General features: G+C 76.3%; 19 protein-coding genes and 1 riboswitch. Of the genes, 11 read left to right on the plus strand and 8 right to left on the minus strand.

The genetic code is table 11. The features are described from left to right. The 6 genes from ABQ292_RS21920 to ABQ292_RS21945 all read left to right on the plus strand — a co-directional run. The coding region (locus ABQ292_RS21920; protein WP_369209834.1) for a hypothetical protein at positions 1–311 on the plus strand (311 nt) is incomplete at its 5' end. Between the two features lie 174 nt (positions 312–485). Further along, positions 486–637: riboswitch (cyclic di-AMP (ydaO/yuaA leader) on the plus strand. A 216-nt stretch (positions 638–853) separates the two neighbouring features. Further along, on the plus strand, positions 854–1,816 hold the full coding sequence (locus tag ABQ292_RS21925) for an aggregation-promoting factor C-terminal-like domain-containing protein (RefSeq protein ID WP_369209835.1): 963 nt from the start codon (positions 854–856) through the stop codon (positions 1,814–1,816). A gap of 238 nt (positions 1,817–2,054) precedes the next feature. Continuing rightward, positions 2,055–2,690 (plus strand): class I SAM-dependent methyltransferase, encoded by a 636-nt coding sequence (locus tag ABQ292_RS21930; RefSeq protein ID WP_369209836.1) that lies wholly within the window; start codon positions 2,055–2,057, stop codon positions 2,688–2,690. Next, a complete protein-coding gene (locus ABQ292_RS21935; RefSeq protein ID WP_369209837.1) occupies positions 2,687–3,538 on the plus strand; it encodes an SDR family NAD(P)-dependent oxidoreductase in 852 nt (283 codons plus the stop codon). Before ABQ292_RS21930 ends, ABQ292_RS21935 begins: the two co-directional genes overlap by 4 nt. Positions 3,539–3,554: 16 nt before the next feature. After that, entirely contained in the window at positions 3,555–4,283 is a 729-nt protein-coding gene (locus tag ABQ292_RS21940) for a DUF72 domain-containing protein (protein WP_369209838.1), read from the plus strand. Between the two features lie 50 nt (positions 4,284–4,333). Beyond that, the gene (locus tag ABQ292_RS21945; protein ID WP_369209839.1) at positions 4,334–4,747 is read left to right on the plus strand and encodes a hypothetical protein; all 414 of its coding nucleotides are present in this window, start codon (positions 4,334–4,336) and stop codon (positions 4,745–4,747) included. On the opposite strand, the gene ABQ292_RS21950 is transcribed toward ABQ292_RS21945, so the two are convergent. Next, a complete protein-coding gene (locus ABQ292_RS21950; RefSeq protein WP_369209840.1) occupies positions 4,744–5,136 on the minus strand; it encodes a VOC family protein in 393 nt (130 codons plus the stop codon). The two genes, ABQ292_RS21945 and ABQ292_RS21950, sit on opposite strands and share 4 nt — an antisense overlap. Before the next feature lie 47 nt (positions 5,137–5,183). Here ABQ292_RS21950 and ABQ292_RS21955 point away from each other — a divergent pair, with 47 nt between their 5' ends. Genes ABQ292_RS21955 through ABQ292_RS21965 form a run of 3 tightly spaced genes read left to right on the plus strand, consistent with a single transcriptional unit; the run spans position 5,184 to position 6,806 of the window. After that, a complete protein-coding gene (locus ABQ292_RS21955) occupies positions 5,184–5,393 on the plus strand; it encodes a DUF4177 domain-containing protein (RefSeq protein ID WP_204694165.1) in 210 nt (69 codons plus the stop codon). A gap of 22 nt (positions 5,394–5,415) precedes the next feature. Beyond that, positions 5,416–6,258, plus strand: coding sequence for a pentapeptide repeat-containing protein (locus ABQ292_RS21960; protein ID WP_369209841.1), 843 nt, complete (start codon positions 5,416–5,418; stop codon positions 6,256–6,258). Next, a complete protein-coding gene (locus ABQ292_RS21965) occupies positions 6,255–6,806 on the plus strand; it encodes a DUF4334 domain-containing protein (protein WP_369209842.1) in 552 nt (183 codons plus the stop codon). The genes ABQ292_RS21960 and ABQ292_RS21965 overlap by 4 nt, the downstream gene beginning before the upstream one ends. Here the strand turns inward: ABQ292_RS21965 and ABQ292_RS21970 are convergent. The 6 genes from ABQ292_RS21970 to ABQ292_RS21995 all read right to left on the minus strand — a co-directional run bounded on the left by ABQ292_RS21970 (position 6,803) and on the right by ABQ292_RS21995 (position 14,735). Continuing rightward, positions 6,803–7,234 (minus strand): hypothetical protein, encoded by a 432-nt coding sequence (locus ABQ292_RS21970; RefSeq protein ID WP_369209843.1) that lies wholly within the window; start codon positions 7,232–7,234, stop codon positions 6,803–6,805. The two genes, ABQ292_RS21965 and ABQ292_RS21970, sit on opposite strands and share 4 nt — an antisense overlap. Before the next feature lie 64 nt (positions 7,235–7,298). After that, positions 7,299–8,708 carry a Re/Si-specific NAD(P)(+) transhydrogenase subunit beta gene (gene pntB / locus ABQ292_RS21975; RefSeq protein ID WP_369209844.1) on the minus strand — a complete coding sequence of 470 codons (1,410 nt, stop codon included), beginning with the start codon at positions 8,706–8,708 and terminating at the stop codon, positions 7,299–7,301. Continuing rightward, positions 8,705–10,258, minus strand: a complete 1,554-nt coding sequence (locus ABQ292_RS21980) for a Re/Si-specific NAD(P)(+) transhydrogenase subunit alpha (protein ID WP_438940618.1) — start codon at positions 10,256–10,258, stop codon at positions 8,705–8,707. The genes pntB and ABQ292_RS21980 overlap by 4 nt, the downstream gene beginning before the upstream one ends. A 264-nt stretch (positions 10,259–10,522) precedes the next feature. Next, a complete protein-coding gene (locus ABQ292_RS21985) occupies positions 10,523–11,674 on the minus strand; it encodes an acyl-CoA dehydrogenase family protein (protein WP_369209846.1) in 1,152 nt (383 codons plus the stop codon). A 7-nt stretch (positions 11,675–11,681) separates the two neighbouring features. Beyond that, positions 11,682–12,857 (minus strand): acyl-CoA dehydrogenase family protein, encoded by a 1,176-nt coding sequence (locus ABQ292_RS21990; protein ID WP_369209847.1) that lies wholly within the window; start codon positions 12,855–12,857, stop codon positions 11,682–11,684. 168 nt (positions 12,858–13,025) lie between these two features. After that, positions 13,026–14,735 (minus strand): carboxylesterase/lipase family protein, encoded by a 1,710-nt coding sequence (locus ABQ292_RS21995; protein WP_369209848.1) that lies wholly within the window; start codon positions 14,733–14,735, stop codon positions 13,026–13,028. A 202-nt stretch (positions 14,736–14,937) separates the two neighbouring features. Here ABQ292_RS21995 and ABQ292_RS22000 point away from each other — a divergent pair, with 202 nt between their 5' ends. Next, entirely contained in the window at positions 14,938–16,152 is a 1,215-nt protein-coding gene (locus ABQ292_RS22000; RefSeq protein ID WP_369209849.1) for an MFS transporter, read from the plus strand. 12 nt (positions 16,153–16,164) lie between these two features. Here ABQ292_RS22000 and ABQ292_RS22005 read toward each other — a convergent pair whose 3' ends face one another. Next, positions 16,165–17,238, minus strand: coding sequence for a DUF3616 domain-containing protein (locus ABQ292_RS22005; RefSeq protein ID WP_369209850.1), 1,074 nt, complete (start codon positions 17,236–17,238; stop codon positions 16,165–16,167). Positions 17,239–17,301: 63 nt separating this feature from the next. On the opposite strand from ABQ292_RS22005, the gene ABQ292_RS22010 reads away from it, so the two are divergent. Beyond that, positions 17,302–17,733, plus strand: a complete 432-nt coding sequence (locus ABQ292_RS22010) for a TFIIB-type zinc ribbon-containing protein (RefSeq protein WP_369209851.1) — start codon at positions 17,302–17,304, stop codon at positions 17,731–17,733. The last annotated feature ends 169 nt before the right edge of the window (positions 17,734–17,902 follow it).

Consider the following 17,902-nt stretch of genomic DNA (forward strand, 5'->3'; position numbering starts at 1 on the left):
ACCGGGAGGCCGCCGAGGCGCGGGCCCGGCGGGAGGCCCAGGCGGCCGTGTGGGCGCAGGAGGAGCGGACTGCCGTCGAGGCCGAGCTCGCCGCACTGCACGCCGAGCGGGACCGGGTGTGCGACACGCTGCACGTGCTGACCGGGCACGTCGACGAGGCCCTCACGAACCTCGCCGACGTCCTGCGCGAGGACGCCGTCCCCGCCGGGGGCCTGCCCGACGACGTCTCGGTGCTCGCTGAGCGGCGCGACGCCGCGGCCCGCGACGAGACCCCTCGGAAACCGGGAGCCGACGTCGCCGCGGCGTCCTGACCTCGCTCTCCTGACCTGCGCTCCCGACCCGGAGCCGCTCCGGACCGGGGCGGACGGAGTGCTGCGTAACACGCGTCACGTGGGTATCTCGCGCCCTGGTGTTGTCACGGTCAGGTAACGGCACGTACCGTCCTTGACGTCCGGTCGTTCGTCTCGTCCCCTCCCGGGGAGCCCGGCCGGGCGCCGCCGAGTCGTGTCCGTGGACACGAGCCGGGGACCCACCGCAGTCCTGGGGTGAATCGCCTGTCGAGCTCCGCTCGCAGCGCGTAGGGCTTCTTCCCGCCCGAACCCGTCAGCTAACTCGGTAGGCGGCATCGGAAGGAACGGAGAGTCTCCGCATGCCCCGCCTCCGGGCCGCCGCGGCCCGCAGGTGCTGCCGGCCGCGCGTGCACCGCGCCGTCTGAGGCCGGCCACCTCCACCTGCCCGCTCACCCGGCGCCGCCGATCACGGCTGCCCGGGACCCGTAGACCGCCGTGCGCCGGTCACTGCCCGCCAACCGGGCTGCCGCGCGCGCACTCTCCCCCTCGGAGCCCCCACCTTCATGCCCAGCCGTACCCCGAACACGCCCGCCGACGCCCCGGCGACCGCCGAGTTCCCCGTGGCCGACGCCACCGCCGTCACCGCCGCTGTGGACACCGACTCCGCCGCTGCCGGTCCCCGGCGCGGCCGGCGCTCGCGTGCCGCCCTCCCCGCCCGGACCGGCGCGCGGCGCAGCAGCCCGCCGATGGGCCCCCGCCGCCCGGCCCTGCTGCTGGCCGCTGCCGCGGCCGGTGCGCTGATCGTCGGCGTGGTGACCACCGGTGGCCCGGCCGCCGAGGCCGGCACCGAGACGGCCAGCACCTCGGTGAGCGTCGCCGAGCAGCTCGGCGTCGCCGATGAGCTGCCGGCCGACGCCGCGGGTCCCGTGGCGCCGCAGGCCGCTGACCTCGCCCCGCTCGAGGACCTCGCCGCCTCCCGCAGCGAGCGCTCCGCCGAGGAGACCACCGCCGCCCAGGCGCAGGCCGCCGCCGACCAGGCCGAGCTCGACCGGCGCGCAGCCGAGGAGGCCGCCCGGCGGGCCGCCGAGGAGGAGGCTGCCCGCGCCGCCGCCGAGGCCCAGGCCGCCGCCGAGGCCGAGGCTGCCGAGCGGGCCGCCGCCGAGCAGGAGGCCGCCACCGCACCCGCGTCCGCCCCGGCTGCCGCTCCCGCGTCCGCGTCCGCCGCCGCGCCGGCCAGCCGCGGCTCCTTCAAGGACTACGCGCTGAGCAAGGTCGGCAGCGCCGAGCAGTTCAGCTGCCTGGAGAGCCTGTGGGGCAAGGAGAGCGGCTGGAACCCCAACGCGCAGAACCCGACCAGCACCGCCTACGGCATCCCGCAGTTCCTCGACTCGACGTGGGCGAGCACCGGCATCGCCAAGACCTCCGACGGCTACCGGCAGATCGACGCGGGCCTGATCTACATCGAGGAGCGCTACGGCTCGCCGTGCGCCGCCTGGGCCCACTCGCAGGCCAAGGGCTGGTACTAGAAGGACCTCCCTGCCCCCACCGCTCGCACGCTCGCGGCGGGCCCCTGCAGGGAGGCCGTGGTGCCCCACGCCTCGCAGGCTCGCGGCGGGCCCCTGCAGGGAGGCCGTGGTGCCCCACGCCTCGCAGGCTCGCGGCGGGCCCCTGCAGGGAGGCCGTGGTGCCCCACGCCTCGCAGGCTCGCGGCGGGCCCCTGCGGGGAGGCCGCGCGGTGCCGGCCGGGGTGGTGGACTGCTGGACATGCGAGTCGTCCCGTCCGGCTTCGTCCGCGCGCACACGCAGGTGCGCCGGCCCTCGCTCGTCCCGGAGGTGCGGCTGCACGTCGCCGACGACGTCGTCGCCCTGTGGGAGGCGATGGACGCCGCCGGCGGTGCCGGTGAGGCCCCGCCGTTCTGGGCCGCGGCCTGGCCCGGCGGCCAGGCGCTGGCCCGCGCCGTGCTCGACGGGGCCGTGACGGTGACCGGCCGCGCGGTCCTCGACCTGGGGTCGGGCAGCGGGCTGGTCGCCGTCGCCGCCGTCCTCGCCGGTGCCCGGCACGTGCTGGCCAGCGACGTCGACCCGTTCTCCCGGACGGCGGTCGGCGTCAACGCCGGCCTCAACGGGGTGGGCGGCATCAGCGTCACCGGCGACGTCCTCGACCGGGAGCCCCCGGCCGTCGACGTCGTGCTCGCCGGCGACGTCTGCTATGACCGGGAGATGACCGGACGGGTGCTGCCCTTCCTCGACCGCGCCCGGGCGCGCGGCTGCGAGGTGCTCGTCGGCGACCCCGGCCGGCCCTACCTGCCGCGCGAGCGGCTCGAGCCGCTGGCCGTCTACGACGTGCCCGAGACCGAGGGTCCGGGGCTGCGCCGGACCACCGTGTGGCGGCTGCCGTGAGCGCGCTGGGGCCCTTCGACTTCACCGCCGGCACCGCTGTGGTGACGGGCGCGGCCAGCGGCATCGGCGCGGCCCTGGCCCCCGCGCTGGCCGCCCGCGGCAGCGATCTGGTCCTGCTCGACCGCGACACCGGACGCCTGGACGCCGTCGCCGCGTCGGTGCGCGCCGCCCACCCCGGCCGGCGGGTCACGACCGTGCTCGCCGACCTCGCCGACGCCGCGCAGGTGCAGCGGGCCGCGGACACGCTCGTCGCCGAGCACCCCGGGACGACGCTGCTGGTCAACAACGCCGGCATCGCCCTGACCGGCCGCTTCGACCAGGTCACCCTCGCGGAGTTCGACGAGGTCCTGGCCGTGAACTTCTCCGCCGTCGTCCGGCTGACGCACGCCCTGCTGCCCACGCTGAAGGCGCACCCCGGCGCGCACCTGGTCACCGTGTCCAGCCTGTTCGGCCTCATGGCCCCGGCCGGACAGGCGGCGTACGCGTCGAGCAAGTTCGCCGTCCGCGGGTTCACCGAGGCGCTGCGGCACGAGCTGGCCGGCGACGGCGTCGGCGTGACCAGCGTGCACCCCGGCGGCATCCGCACCCGGATCGCCGAGAGCGCCCGGGTGGCCGCCGCCGTCCCGGCCGAGGAGGCCGAGCGGGGCAAGCGCGACTTCGCGCGGCTGCTGCGCTACCCGCCCGATCGGGCCGCGGAGCGCATCCTCACCGCGGTCGAGCGGCGCCGGCCGCGGCTGCTCATCGGCGCCTCCGCCGTGGTCCCCGACGTCCTGGTGCGGCTGGCGCCGGGCTCCTACGGCCGCGTGCTCGCCGCCGGGGCGGCGCTCCTGGCCCGCCGCGGCCGCTGAGGACGGCGGCGCACCGGTGGCCGTCCACGTCGGCACGTCGGGCTGGAGCTACGACCACTGGGACGGCGTCCTCTACCCACCGGGGACGCCGCCCCGCGACCGGCTGGCCCACTACGTCCGCCGGTTCGGCACCGTCGAGCTCAACGCGAGCTTCTACCGCTGGCCCCGGACGGCGACCTTCGCGGGGTGGCGCGACCGGCTGCCCGAGGGCTTCCGGCTGTCGGTCAAGGCGCCGCGGGGCCTGACGCACGCCAAGCGGCTGTACGCCCCGGAGACGTGGGTCGACCGGATGACCGCGGCCTGGCACGAGCTGGACGGACGGCGGGCCGTGCTGCTGGTGCAGCTGCACCCGGCCGCGATCCGCGACGACGCGCGCCTCGGCTACTTCCTGTCCCTGCTGCCGGACTGGGTGCGGGTGGCGGTGGAGTTCCGCCACCCGAGCTGGCACGTCGAGGAGGTCTTCGCGCTGCTGGAGCGGCACGGCGCGGCCTACTGCGTGGTGAGCGGCGCGGGCCTCCCGTGCGTGCTGCGGGCCACCGCGCCGTTCGTCTACGTCCGCCTGCACGGACCCGACACCACCTGGCTCTACGCGGGCTCCTACCCCGACGCCGACCTGCGCTGGTGGGCCGACCGGGTGGGGGAGTGGGCGGCCTCGGGGCGGGACGTCTATGCCTACTTCAACAACGACGGGCACGGCCACGCCGTCCGCAACGCGGAGACGCTGCGGGCGCTGACCGGCGGGTGACCGGAGCCCATCGGGCGGCGGGCGCAGCGGCTCGGCGGGAGACTGGGGCCATGAGCGAGCAGGACGTCGGTCCGAAGGCAGGGCAGGGACAGGGGAACCTGGTCAGCCGGTCCGTCGAGGAGTTCGTCGCGCAGCTGCGCGGGTTCACCGACCGGGCCCGCGGGCTCGCCGCCGGCGCGGTCCCCTCGGGGCTGAGCCTGCCGCGGCTGCCCTCGCCGCCGGGGGCGCTGTCGGCCGCGCAGCTCGGGGCGATCGCCTCGGCCGTGCGCGGGCAGCGCCGGCAGATCGAGGCGATGTCGGCGCAGCTGCAGGCCTTCGACGCGCAGCTCGCGGTGTTCGAGCGGATCCTCGAGCCGCTGCTGGAGTGGAGCTCGACGTGGGCCCGGCTGGAGGAGTCCTTCGCTGACGTCGTCCGCGGGTCGTCGTCCGACCGCGACGTGCCGCCTCCGGCCGACGCCACCTAGCCCGGCGGGCGCTGGTCGCGACGCAGCGGGTGGTCCGCGGGCACCTCGACCAGCACGATCCGCACGCCGTCCGGGTCGGCCAGCCAGGACTCGACCAGGCCCCACGGCTCGGCCCGCGGCCCGCGGAGCACCGGCACGCCGGCCGCCCGCAGCCGCTCGACCTCGGCGGCGACGTCGCGGACCTGCACCCACAGCGCCATCCCGCGCGGCGGTTCCTCGCCCGGGCCGGAGACCTCGAGCAGGCCGTTGCCGAGGAAGAAGACCACGCCGGGGTGCTCGGGCGGCCCGAACTCGCGGTACACCGCCAGCTCGAGCACGTCGCGGTAGAAGGCCTGCGACCGCGCGGGGTCGACCGCCCGGAGCAGGACCCGGCTGCTGAGCACGTCCACTCCGGCATCATCGCCGGGGGAGCGGGGACCGACACGAGGAGGACGCCGTGGCGCAGCGGTACGAGTACCGGGTGGTCGAGCTCCGCGAGGGGCTGATCGGCGGGAAGATGTCGGGTGACAAGCTGGAGAAGGTGCTGAACGAGCACGCCCGCGAGGGGTGGCAGCTCAAGGCGATCACCTCCGTCGAGGTGAAGGGCCGGATCGGCCCGGGCGGCGTCGAGGGCGTGCTGGTCACCCTGGAGCGCCCCACCTCCTGACCGACCTGCCCGAGGAGCCGCCGTGCCCGACGCCGCCGACGTCCGGGCGCGGCTGCGCGCGGACTGCGCGCGCTGTGCGGGGCTGTGCTGCGTGGCGCCGGCCTTCGCGGCGTCTGCCGACTTCGCGATCGACAAGCCGGCCGGGCACGCCTGCCCGAACCTGCGCGAGGACGCGCTGTGCGGCATCCACGCCGAGCTGCGGGAACGCGGCTTCCCCGGCTGCACGGTGTTCGACTGCTTCGGCGCCGGGCAGCAGACGGTGCAGGTGACCTTCGCCGGCGGCCCGGACTGGCGGGACTCCCCGGGGTCCGCGGCGTCGGTGTTCGCGGCGTTCGGCGTGCAACGGCAGCTGCACGAGCTGCTCTGGTACCTCACCGAGGCGCTCGCCCTGACCGAGGCCGCGCCGCTGCGCCGGGAGCTGACGGCCGCCCGGGACCGCACCGAGCGGCTCACGGCCGCGCCGGCCGGCGAGCTCGCCGCCGTCGACACGGCCGCGCTGCGGCAGGAGGCCGGCGCGCTGCTGCTGTCGGTCAGCGAGCTGGCGCGGGCCGGCGTCCGCCCGCGGGGGAACGGCCGGCGCCGGGCCGACCGCCGCGGCGCCGACCTGGTCGGTGCCGACCTGCGCCGCGCCGACCTGCGGGGCGTCAGCCTGCGCGGTGCCTACCTGATCGGCGCCGACCTGCGCGGGGCGGACCTGCACCGGACCGACGTGCTGGGCGCCGACCTGCGGGCCACGGACCTGCGCGGCGCCGACCTCTCCGGCGCGCTGTTCCTCACCCGCCCGCAGGTCGCTGCCGCCCGCGGGGACGCCGCGACCGGGCTGCCACCCGGGCTGGAGCACCCGCCGCACTGGGGACCGCGGTGACCGCTTCCGACGCCGTCCGGGAGCTCGACTCGTACCGCGGCGGCGCCACCGCGGCCGACGTCCTCGCCCTCGCCGACCGGCTCCCCGGCATCGGCGTGGACGACCTCGTCGGCCGGTGGCGGGGCACGGAGCTGCCCACCGGCTCGCCGCTGGACGGGCTGCTGACCGCGTACCGCTGGTGGGGCAAGGAGGTCGTCGACGCCGAGACGGTGCACCCGCTGCTGTTCCCCGACCGGGCCGGGCGGCCGCGGCCGGTGCAGCCGGCTCTCGCGCCGTTGACCCTGCTGCGCCGCACCCCGGGCCTGGTCCGCAGCCGGCCGGCCCGCCTGGGGTTCGCCGTGGCGCGGCCACTGCTGACCACCCGCCGTCCGGCCGCCCGGCTGCGCACGGTCGAGCACCGCGGCGTGGTCACCACGGCGCTGGTCTACGACCGGCTGCCCGTCGTCGACGTGTTCCGGCAGGTGACCGCGGACGTGCTGCTCGGGCTCATGGACATGCGCGGCCTGTCCTGCCCCTACGTCTTCGTGCTGGAACGCGAGGGGGCCTAGAGCAGGCCGTCGTCCTCCGGCCGGCCGCGGCGGCGCAGCAGCCCCGTGACGCCGGCGACGCGTGACTGCGCCTGGTGCAGCGTCGCGATCAGCGGCCGCAGGTCCTCGTCGATCGTGCGGATGATGTCCGGGACGGCCTCCACAGCCGGGTCGTCGAGCACCCGGCCCACCCGCTGCAGCCCCGGCTTGAGCGCCCGCACCGGCTCCTCCAGCTCGCCGACCAGCTCCTCCAGCCGTTCGGCGGTGCGCTGCGCCGACGCGATCGCCGACGTGGCCGTCGACGTCGCGGCGATCAGCTCCCGGACGGCGGCGTTGAGGTCGGTCAGCGTCCGGGGCAGCTGCGCCAGCGCCTCGGTCTGGGCCTGCAGCGTGGTGAGCAGCTCGGTCAGGCCGGGGATGCGGGGCACGCCGAGGCGGAAGGGGTCCACGACGGCAACCGTCCCGCTCCCGCCGTCCGCACCGCAACCGCAGCAGCCCGGACGGCGGACGGGACTACAGCGCCCGGAGGATGTCCTCGACCCGCTCGCGGGCGTCGCCGAAGAGCATCCGGGTGTTGGACCGGAAGAACAGCGGGTTCTGCACGCCGGCGTAGCCGGTGCTCATCGACCGCTTGAAGACGACGACGTGCTCGGCCTCCCACACGTGCAGCACCGGCATCCCGGCGATCGGGCTGGCCGGGTCCTCGGCGGCCGCGGGGTTGACCGTGTCGTTGGCGCCGATGACCAGCACGACGTCGGTCTTGGCGAGGTCGTCGTTGATCTCGTCCATCTCCAGGACGACGTCGTAGGGCACCTTGGCCTCGGCCAGCAGCACGTTCATGTGCCCGGGCAGCCGCCCGGCGACCGGGTGGATGCCGAAGCGGACCTCGACGCCCTTGTCGGTGAGGATGCGGGTGAGCTCCGCGACGGCGGACTGCGCGTGCGCCACGGCCATGCCGTAGCCCGGCGTGATGACGACGCTGTCGGCGTCGCGCAGCAGCTCCGCGACCTCCTCGGCGGTGACCTCGGTGTGCTCGCCGTCGGCCTCGCCGCTGGCCGCGGTGCTGCCCTCGTTGCCGAAGCCGCCGGCGATGACGGAGAGGAACGAGCGGTTCATCGCCTGGCACATGATGTAGGACAGGTAGGCACCCGAGGACCCGACGAGCGCGCCGGTGATGATCAGCAGGTCGTTGTCGAGCAGGAAGCCCGACGCCGCGGCCGCCCAGCCCGAGTAGCTGTTGAGCATCGAGACGACGACCGGCATGTCGCCGCCGCCGATCGAGGCGACCAGGTGCCAGCCCAGCGCCAGGGCCAGCACGGTCAGCCCCGACAGCACCGCCAGGCCCGGCGAGACGACGAAGACGACGGTCAGCGCCGCGAACACCACCAGCGCGCCGAGGTTGAGCGCGTTCTTGCCCGGCAGCACCAGCGGGTTGCTCTTGATCCGCCCCGACAGCTTCAGGAACGCGACGACCGAGCCGGTGAACGTGACCGCGCCGATGAAGACGCCGATGGCGACCTCGGCGGAGTGGATGCCGACCGGCAGGCCGAGCTCCTCGCCCTCACCGGCCGGCGCACCCTCCACCGAGAGGTAGCCGTTCCAGCCGACCAGCACCGCGGCCAGGCCGACGAAACTGTGCAGCAGCGCGATGAGCTCAGGCATGCCGGTCATCTGGACGATCCGCGCCCGCCAGATGCCGATCGCCGCACCCACCACCATCGCGACGACGATCAGCCCGACGGTCAGCGCGTCGCCGTCGCGGGCGGCCAGTCCGATGGTGGCCACCAGCGCCAGGGCCATGCCGGCCATGCCGTAGGCGTTGCCGGCCTTGGCCGTCTCGTGCCGGGACAGCCCGGCCAGGCTCAGGACGAACAGCAGCCCGGCGACGATGTAGGCCGCCGACGCGGCGGTGGTCGCGCTCATCGGGTGGCCCCCCGGGTGAACATGCCGAGCATGCGGCGGGTCACGGCGAAGCCGCCGAAGACGTTGATGCTGGCGAGCAGCACGGCGAGGAAGGCCAGCACGGTCACCACCGTGCTCACGTGGCCGAGCTGCAGCAGCGCGCCGACCACGATGATCCCGGAGATCGCGTTGGTGACGCTCATCAGCGGGGTGTGCAGCGCGTGGTGCACGTGACCGATGACGTAGAAGCCGACCACGACCGCGAGGGCGAACACGGTCAGGTTGCCGATGAGCTGGTCGGGGGAGAAGGCGGCCAGCAGGAACAGCACCGCGGCGGCCAGCCCCACGACCGCCGCCCGCCGTCCGGGCCCGGCCGGGGACCTGGGCGCCGGTGGTGACGGCGGTGGCGCCGCGGCCGAGGGCACCGGCGCGGCCGAGACCTGCACCGGCGGCGGCGGCCACAGCTTCTCGCCGGCCCGCGCCACCGTCATCCCCCGGACCACGACGTCGTCGAGGTCGAGGACCAGCTGCCCGTCCTTGCCCGGGGTGAGCAGCACCAGCAGGTTGACCAGGTTGGTGGCGAACAGCTGCGAGGCCTGGGCCGGCAGCCGGGCGGGCAGGTCGGTGTAGCCGATGATCGTGACGCCGTTCGGGGTCACGACCACCTCGTCGGGCACCGAGCCGGCGACGTTGCCGCCCTGCGCGGCGGCCATGTCCACGACCACCGAGCCCGGCTTCATGCTGGCCACCATCTCCTCGGTGAGCAGCCGGGGCGCCGGCCGGCCGGGGATGAGCGCGGTGGTGATGACGACGTCGACGTCGCGGGCCTGCTCGGCGTACATGACCGCGGCGCGGGCGTTGAAGCTCTCGCTGGTCACCGAGGCGTACCCGGTGCCGCCGCCGGCGGCCTGCTCCTCCTCGTCGGCCGGCACGCCCACGTACTCCCCGCCCAGCGAGCGCACCTGCTCGGCCACCTCCGGGCGCACGTCGGTGGCGCGCACGATGGCGCCGAGGCTGCTGGCCGTGCCGATGGCGGCCAGCCCCGCGACGCCGGCGCCCGCGACGAAGACCTTGGCCGGCGGCACCTTGCCCGCGGCGGTCACCTGGCCGGTGAAGAAGCGGCCGAAGGCGTGTGCGGCCTCGACGACGGCGCGGTAGCCGGCGATGTTGGCCATGGAGCTCAGCACGTCCAGCGACTGCGCCCGCGAGATGCGCGGCACGGCGTCCATGGCCAGCGCGGTCACGCCGCGGGCGACCAGCGCGTCGACCAGGTCGGGCGACAGTGCCGGGGCGAGCAGGCTCACCAGCACCGCGTCCTCGCGCAGAGCGGCGATCTCCGCGGCCGTGGGGGCGTTGACGTGCAGGACGACGTCGGCACCCCACGCCTGCGCCGCCGAGCCGATGCGCGCCCCGGCGGCGACGTAGGCCTCGTCGGGGCAGTCGGCCGCCGCCCCGGCGCCGGCCTCGACGAGGACGTCGTAGCCGAGGGCGCACAGCCGGCCCACGCTCGTGGGGGTCGCGGCGACACGCGTCTCGTTCCGCCGGGTCTCTGCGGGGACACCGATGAGCACGCGCACTCCAAGGACAGCTCGGGCCGGCGGCTGCGCCGGCGGGGCCTGCGTGGTGCAGCGGGGACGTGACCGACCGCACCTCGCGCTGCATCGTGGCAGGCGGCGGTGACGCACCGTGCGCCGGGCGCCCGATCGTGGCCGGAGCGAGAGCGTGCCGGGTGGTCGGGAGCCGGCGGTGGCGACCCGGTCGGCGACGTCGCGCAGGACGGCGGTCCGGTCCTCGCGGACCGCGTCGTCGGGACGTGGCGGGGCCGGGTCATTCGCTCAGGTGGTGTACGGCGCGCCGAGCGGGTCGACCGTCGGGTAGCTGTCGACCGTCTCGGCCAGGCGGGCCGCGGCCCAGTCGCCGTCGCCGAGCAGGTGGTCGATCGCGGTGAGCCGGCTGGTGTAGTGCCCGACCGAGTACTCCGCGGTGACCCCGATGCCGCCGTGCAGCTGGATGGCCTCCTTGCCCACGTGCCGGCCGGCGCGGCTGGTCTGCAGCCGCACGCGGTCGCCGGCGGCCACGACGTCGCCGCCGGTGTCGGCGACCATGCTGGCCCACAGCGCGGTGCTGCGGGCCAGCTCCACGGACACGTACATGTCCGCCGCCCGGAAGGTCAGCGCCTGGAACCGGTTGAGCGTGACCCCGAACTGCTTGCGGGTCTTGAGGTACTCCGCGGTGGTCCGCAGCGCCGTCTCCATGGCCCCGACCGCCTCGTTGCCGTAGGCGATCCGGGCGAGGGACTGCGCCCGCTCGACGTCGGCGCTGCGGTCGGCGGTGCCCGTCCCGAGCAGCTCGGCGGGGGTGCCGCTGAACGCCACGTGCGCCGCGCGGCCGCCGTCGTGGGTGCGGTAGCCGGTGCGGGTCAGGCCCTCGGCGCCGCCCTGCACCAGGAACAGCGCGGTGCCGCCCTCGACGAGCGCCGACACGACGAGGACGTCGGCGCGGGCGCCGTTCAGCACCGGCTCCTTGACGCCGGTCAGCCGCCACGTGCCGCCGTCGTCGGTGGCGGTGACGCCGCTCGCCGAGGTGCTCCACCGGGTGCCCGGCTCGGCGTGCGCGAAGGCGGGCACGATCGCGCCCTCGGACAGCGGCCCGAGGACCGCCTGCCGCTGCGCGGCGGTGCCCACGGCCGCGACGAGGCCGCCGGCGAGGACCACCGCCTCGACGAAGGGCTCGGGTGCCAGCACCCTGCCCATCTCCTCGGCGACGATGCCCACCTCGATCGGGCCGGCGCCCATCCCGCCGTCGTCCTCGGTGAAGGGCAGGCCCAGCACGCCCATCTCGGCCAGCCGGGCCCAGGTCTTCTCGTCGAAGCCCGGGTCGGTGGCGACCGTCCGGCGACGGGTCTCGGCGTCGCCGTAGGCGCGCTGCAGGAGGCCGCGGACGGCCTCGCGGAGGTCGTTCTGCTCGCTGTCGTACTGGAAGTCCACGGTTACCTCACAGCCCCAGGATCGTGCCGGCGATGATGGTGCGCTGGACCTCGTTCGACCCGCCGTAGATCGACACCTTGCGGTAGTTCAGGTACTCCGGCGTGGCCACGCGGGCCCAGTCGGGCACCTCGGAGCCGCCGTCGGCGAACGAGGCCAGGGAGAGCGGGCCGGCGATGTCGACGATCAGCTCGGTCGCGGCCTGCTGGAGCTCCGAGCCGCGCAGCTTGAGCACCGACGAGGCCGGGTGGGGCTTGCCGTCGGCGGAGTTGGCGACGACGCGCAGCGCGGTGAGCTCCAGGGCCACCAGCTCGTTCTCCAGCTCGGCGATCCGCGCGGTCAGCCGCGGGTCCTCCGAGAGGGGGCGGCCGCCTGCGGTGATCTCGCGGGCGAAGGACTTCGCCTGGGCGATCAGCTTCTTGGTGGCGCCGACGCGGGCGATGCCCACGCGCTCGTTGCCGAGCAGGAACTTGGCGTAGTCCCAGCCGCGGTTCTCCTCGCCGATCAGGTTCTCGGCGGGGACGCGGACGTCCTCGAAGAAGACCTCGTTGACCTCGTGGCTGCCGTCGAGCAGCTCGATCGGCCGCAGGGTCACCCCGGGGCTGTCCATCGGGAGGACCAGCATCGAGATGCCGCGCTGCTTCTTCTCGGCGGTCGGGTCGGTGCGGACCAGGCAGAAGATCCAGTCGGCGTGCTGGCCGAGCGTCGTCCAGGTCTTCTGGCCGTTGACCACCCAGTCGTCGCCGTCGCGGACGGCGGTGGTGCGCAGGGAGGCGAGGTCGGAGCCGGCGTCGGGCTCGGAGAAGCCCTGGCACCACCAGATGTCGAGGTTCGCCGTCGCCGGCAGGAACCGTTCCTTCTGCTCCTGGTCGCCGAAGGCGGCGATGACCGGGCCGATCATGCTGGCGTTGAAGGCCAGCGGCTCGGGCACCGAGGCCAGCTGCATCTCCTCGCGCCAGATGTGGCGCTGCAGCGGCGTCCAGTCCCGTCCACCCCACTCGACCGGCCAGTGCGGCACGGCCAGGCCGGCGGCGTTGAGGATCCGCTGGGTCCGCACGTACTGCTCGCGGCCCACGTGCCGGCGGGCTGCGACGGTGTCGCGGATCTCCGCGGGCACCTGGGTGGTGAAGAAGGTGCGCATCTCATCCCGGAAGGCCTCCATCTCCGGGGAAAGCTGCAACCGCATGGGACCTCTCTCCTGACGGCGGCGGTGCCGTCTCGACGTGTGCCCCGACGATCCCACACTTGTTACCGGGGAGTAGACGCGGCTCTCCGGTCGTCCGCGGTGGGGGCGGACGTGCCGGACCCCGGGCAGCGGCGCGGCTGTCCGGGGCCCGGGGTGCGGCTCAGGCGCTCAGACGGTCGCCCAGAACGCGCACTCGGCGTCCGCGGCGACGTCGACCGGCCCGACGCCGCCGTCGGAGGCGATGTCGAGGCCCTGGACGTCGCCGGGGTCGGCGTACCGGTGCCAGGCCGGCAGGTCGCCGTGGTGGTCCCGGCCGTCGGGGTCCCGGCCGTGGTGGTCCCGGCCGTCGGGGTCACCGGTGGCGGCGAAGGTGGTCCAGTAGCCGACCATCGTCGTCGCCAGGTCCTGCTGCTCGGCGGTGAGCGGCTCCCCGAACAGGCCCGGGAAGAGGAACGGCAGCTCGCCGGCGTGCGAGGCGTCCTCCGGGTAGGCCGGGTACGGGAAGTCGATCAGCGGGGACGCCGTCTCGTCGCGGAACTGGTAGGCGAACGTCGGCGTCCGGTCGGCCAGCAGCTCGTAGGCCTCGACGTGCTCGCAGGTCGACAGCGCGCCGCTGGCGTCGCTGGCCACCTCGGCCAGGGCCCGCAGCGGGGACGGGTACGCACTCGCCGGGTAGCGGGCGAGGACGTCGGCGGCGCGGTCGCCGTAGCGGGCGCGGATCTCGGCCTCGTACTGCTCGACGGTCAGCGTGGGCGGCGGCGGTGCCCCGGTGGAGCGCAGCGGCGTGAGCGGGGTGAACAGCGTGTTCTCGTCGCTGAGGTTGCCGTGCACGACCGGCACCCGGTTCCACGCGCCGGAGGCGATGGCGTCGGCCGGCTGGACCGGTAGCGCCGAGCCGCCGACGACGAAGGCGCCGCCGCCGACGTCGCGCCAGGCGGTGAGCAGCCGGCGGGTGAAGTCCTCACCGGGGGTGCGCAGGCAGGCCGACCGGGTGGCCGGGTCGGTGCAGCCGACGAGCTCGGCGACGCGGGCGCCCTTGGCCTCGGCCGTCGGCAGGTCCTCGTACCGGGCGGCGCAGCTGTAGCTCTGCGGGATGGCCCGGTCGAACAGGCCGGCGGCGCCGGGCGCGGCCAGCTGCGCGCACACCGAGGAGCCGCCGGCGGACTCGCCGAACACGGTCACCCGGTCGGGGTCGCCGCCGAAGGCCGCGGCGTTGCGCTCCACCCAGCGCAGGGCCGCCTGCTGGTCGAGCAGGCCCGCGCTGCCGGAGCCGACGGCGCCGTTGTCGCGCGAGAGGTCGTCCTGGGCGAGGAAGCCCAGCGGGCCGAGGCGGTAGTTGATCGTCACGACGACGACGTCGCCCTCGAGGGCGAGCTCGCTCGCGTCGTAGTTCGCGCCGGCGCCGTAGACCCAGGACCCGCCGTGGATCCACACCATGACCGGCAGGTCGGCCGCGGCGGCGTCCAGACCGGCCGGGGTGGTGACGTTGAGGTACAGGCAGTCCTCGCCGTAGGTCTCGGGGTTGGCCTGCCGGGTGAGCTGCGCGCACTGGGGGCCCGGTGCGGTGGCGTCGCGCACGCCACGCCACGGCTCCACCGGCGCGGGCGGCCGGAAGCGCAGGTCACCGACCGGCGGCGCGGCGTAGGGGACGCCCTCGAAGGTGCGGTGGGTGGCGTCGACGACGGAGCCGCGGAGCCGGCCCTCGGTCGTCCCGACCACCTCGGGCGCGGTCCCGCCGTGGCCGTACCCGTCGCCGTCGGCGTGGCCGGGTGCGGCGCCGGCCGGGGCGGCCGCGGCGAGGGCCCCGGCGGTCAGCGCGGCACCGAGGCCGAGGGTCAGCAGGGACCGGCGGAGCCGCCGGCGGAGGGGGACGTGCACGGGTACCTCCCGGAGGGCCGACCAGCCACGACGACGTGAGCTGGGTCACGGACGGGTGACACGCTAACGAGTGGTGTTCCACGACCGCCGCCCGCCCCGGCTCCGCCGGCCGTCCCGCGGGGTGGCGCTGACCGCGGCGGGTCCGGCGGGCAGGATGTGCCGCCGGGCCGGGTCCCTGGTCCACCCGGTCCGTCCGACAGGAGTGGTCCCCGCGTCCCGCCCGACCCCGCCGCCGCCCGGCGCCGTCCTGGCCGAGAACCGGCTGCTGCTGGCCGCCGTGCTGCTCACCGCGCTGAACCTGCGCGGCGCCATCGCCGCGGTGGGGCCGGTGCTGGGCGAGATCCGGTCCGACCTCGGCCTCTCGGCGGCGACCGCGGGGCTGCTGACCACCCTGCCCGTCCTGTGCTTCGCGCTGCTCGCACCGGCCTCGGCCGTGCTCGGCCGCCGGGTGGGGGCCGGGCCGGCGGTGCTCGGCTCGCTGCTGCTGCTGGCCGCCGCGCAGGGCCTGCGGGTCCTCGACGGCGCGCCGGTGCTGCTGGCCGGCACCTTCCTGGCCGGTGCGGCCATGACCGTGGGCAACGTGCTGCTGCCGGCGGTGGTCAAGGGCGGCTTCGGCCGGCAGGCGGGCACGGTGACCGGCCTCTACACCGCCGGTCTCGTCGCGGGCGCCGCCGCCACGGCCGCGCTGACCGCGCCGCTGGGGACGGTGCTCGGCTGGCGCGGGGCCCTGGCCGTGGAGGGACTGCTGGCCGTCGCCGGTGCGGGGGTCTGGGCGGCGGCCGCGCGGGGGCACGGCGGACTGCTCGGCACCGCCGGTCCGGCGGGTCGCCCGGCGGCCGGTCGCCCGGGGCTGTGGCGCTCGCCGACCGCGTGGGCGGTCGCCGCGGTGCTGGGGCTGCAGTCCTCGCTCTACTTCTCGCTCACCGCGTGGCTGCCCACGGTGCTGGCCGACCGTGCGGGCACCGACGTCACCACCGGGTCGCTGGCCGCCTCGCTGTTCCAGGCGACCGGCATCGTCGGCAGCCTGCTGGTGCCGGCCGTCGTCGCCCGCCGGCCGGGGCAGACCGGCCTGGCGCTGACGGTGTCCGCGCTGTGGCTCGTCCCGGTGGGCGGGCTGCTCGCCGCGCCGGGCGCCTGGCCGGTGTGGGCCGCGGTCGCCGGGGTCGCGCAGGGTGCCGGCATCGGGTTGGCCCTGGTCCTGGTGGTGCTGCGCTCGGCCGACGCCGACACCGCGGCCCGGCTGTCGGGCATGAGCCAGCTGGTCGGCTACTCGGTCGGCGCCGCCGGGCCGGTCGCCGTCGGCGCGGTGTCGGGTCCCACCGGCGGGTGGACCGCGCCGCTGGTCCTGCTGGTCGCGCTCGCGGTCGGCCTGGCCGTCGCCGGGGTGCTCGCCGCCCGCCCGGTGCGGATCGGCTGACCCGCGCCGGGATCAGGGCAGCCGGACGACGTCGGCCAGCACGCCGCCGTCGGGGGTGAGCCGCCGCGGCGCGGGGCTGTCGTAGACGACCAGGAGCCGGCCGTCCTCGGCGGGCCCCAGCAGGCCGATGCCCTCGGCGTGGTCGTCGCCGTCGCCGAAGGGCAGGGACAGCTCGCGGGTGAGCACCCCGCCCCGGACGACGGCGGGCGCCTCGACCGCGCACCCGCCGTGCCACCGGTAGACGTACACCGGCCCGTCGAGGTCCATGGTCGGCCCGGCCAGCACCAGCAGGTCCTCGCCCTGGGGGCACAGGTCGCGCACGCCGAGGCCGGCCAGTCGCAGCACGTGCTTGCGGTAGCGGCAGCCGTCGGGGAACCGGCGCAGCCGCAGCCGCGTGGGGTCCTCGGCGTCGACCTCCGGCCGCAGCTCCAGGACGACCGCCCAGCCGCGCAGCACCGGCCCGCGCAGCCCCAGGTACACGCGCTCGCCCGAGACGGCGATGCCCTCGACGTCCAGGCCGTTGTCCTTGCCGGGGATGGGCAGGAACGGCGCCAGGTGCTCGTCGTCGGCCAGCAGGTCGCGCAGGTCCTTGCCGCGGGCGCCGAAGACCGCGGCGCGGGTGCCGGCGCCGTCGTCCCGCACCGGGGTGGGCAGGCCGTCGACGTCGACCACCGGCATCCGCACGAGGACCTGCCGGCGCGGCTGGCCGGTCACCCGGGCCAGCCGGCGCAGCGCCTTCTCCCCGTCGTCCTCGTCGCGGATCCGGCGGCGCCGCAGGCTGTGCGACCCCACCGCCCACAGCGCGTCCGGTGTCCGGGCGAGGCCCTCGATGTCGGCCTCCTCCTCGACGGCCGGGCCGGTGCCGCCGGGCAGGGGGACGAGGTCGGCGAGGGAGAAGCCGGTCTGGTCGCCGTAGCAGGTGGGGGCGGCCGGGTCGTCGGCCACCAGCCGCTCGATCGTGGCGGTCTCGTCGCCGGCCACCCAGAGCACCGGTCCGTCGCTGCGGACGGCGGAGAGGTTGGTGTGGGTCGAGCTCTCCCGGGCGGCCGAGCCGAACCGGAGGGTCACCGTGGCGGTCGTCGTCACGGCCGCACACCCTGGCACGCCCCACCCCGGGCCGGGAGGCCGTCGTGCGTCGTACCGTGCGGTATGGATCTCGTCTGTCCCAAGTGCCAGGGCGCGATGCGCACCTACGAGCGCAACGGCGTGCACGTCGACCAGTGCACGGAGTGCCGGGGCATCTTCCTCGACCGCGGTGAGCTCGAGCGGCTGGTCGACGCCGAGACCGCCTGGCACGGTGGCGGCGGGGCCGCGGCGCAGCCGGCCGGGCAGCAGCACGGCACCGCCCACGGCCGGCCCTCGCACGGCCAGCCCTCGGGTCAGCCGTACGCACAGCCGGCGTACGGCCAGCCCGCGGGCGGCGCGCAGTACCCGGCCGCGGGCGGGGCCGGCCTGGGCGCGGTGGTCAACGAGGTGCTCGGCGCGGTGCGCGGCGGCCAGTCCTCACACGGCTCGTCGCACGGCTCGTCGTACGGGCACAAGAAGCGCAAGGAGTCCTTCCTCTCCGACCTGTTCGGCTGATCCGAGGACCCCGCAGGGGTCCCCTCTGCCGACGGTCGTGGGGGGGGCCCCGGGGGGGCCCGGCGCCGGGGGGGGGGGGGGGGGGGGGGGGGGGGGGGCGCGCGCGGGGGGGGGGGGGGGGGGGGGGGGGGGGGGGGGGGGGGGGGGGGGGGGGCCGCCCCCCCCCCCC

The sequence above is a fragment of the Geodermatophilus maliterrae genome (assembly GCF_041018925.1).
Taxonomy (GTDB): domain Bacteria; phylum Actinomycetota; class Actinomycetes; order Mycobacteriales; family Geodermatophilaceae; genus Geodermatophilus; species Geodermatophilus maliterrae.

Coding starts and splice junctions, on each gene's coding strand:
- ABQ292_RS21945 (WP_369209839.1), top strand. CDS start 4,334: ATGAGCGAGCAGGACGTCGGTCCGAAGGCAGGGCAGGGACAGGGGAAC.
- ABQ292_RS21930 (WP_369209836.1), top strand. CDS start 2,055: ATGCGAGTCGTCCCGTCCGGCTTCGTCCGCGCGCACACGCAGGTGCGC.
- ABQ292_RS21925 (WP_369209835.1), top strand. CDS start 854: ATGCCCAGCCGTACCCCGAACACGCCCGCCGACGCCCCGGCGACCGCC.
- ABQ292_RS21990 (WP_369209847.1), bottom strand. CDS start 12,857: ATGCGGTTGCAGCTTTCCCCGGAGATGGAGGCCTTCCGGGATGAGATG.
- ABQ292_RS22010 (WP_369209851.1), top strand. CDS start 17,302: ATGGATCTCGTCTGTCCCAAGTGCCAGGGCGCGATGCGCACCTACGAG.
- pntB (WP_369209844.1), bottom strand. CDS start 8,708: ATGAGCGCGACCACCGCCGCGTCGGCGGCCTACATCGTCGCCGGGCTG.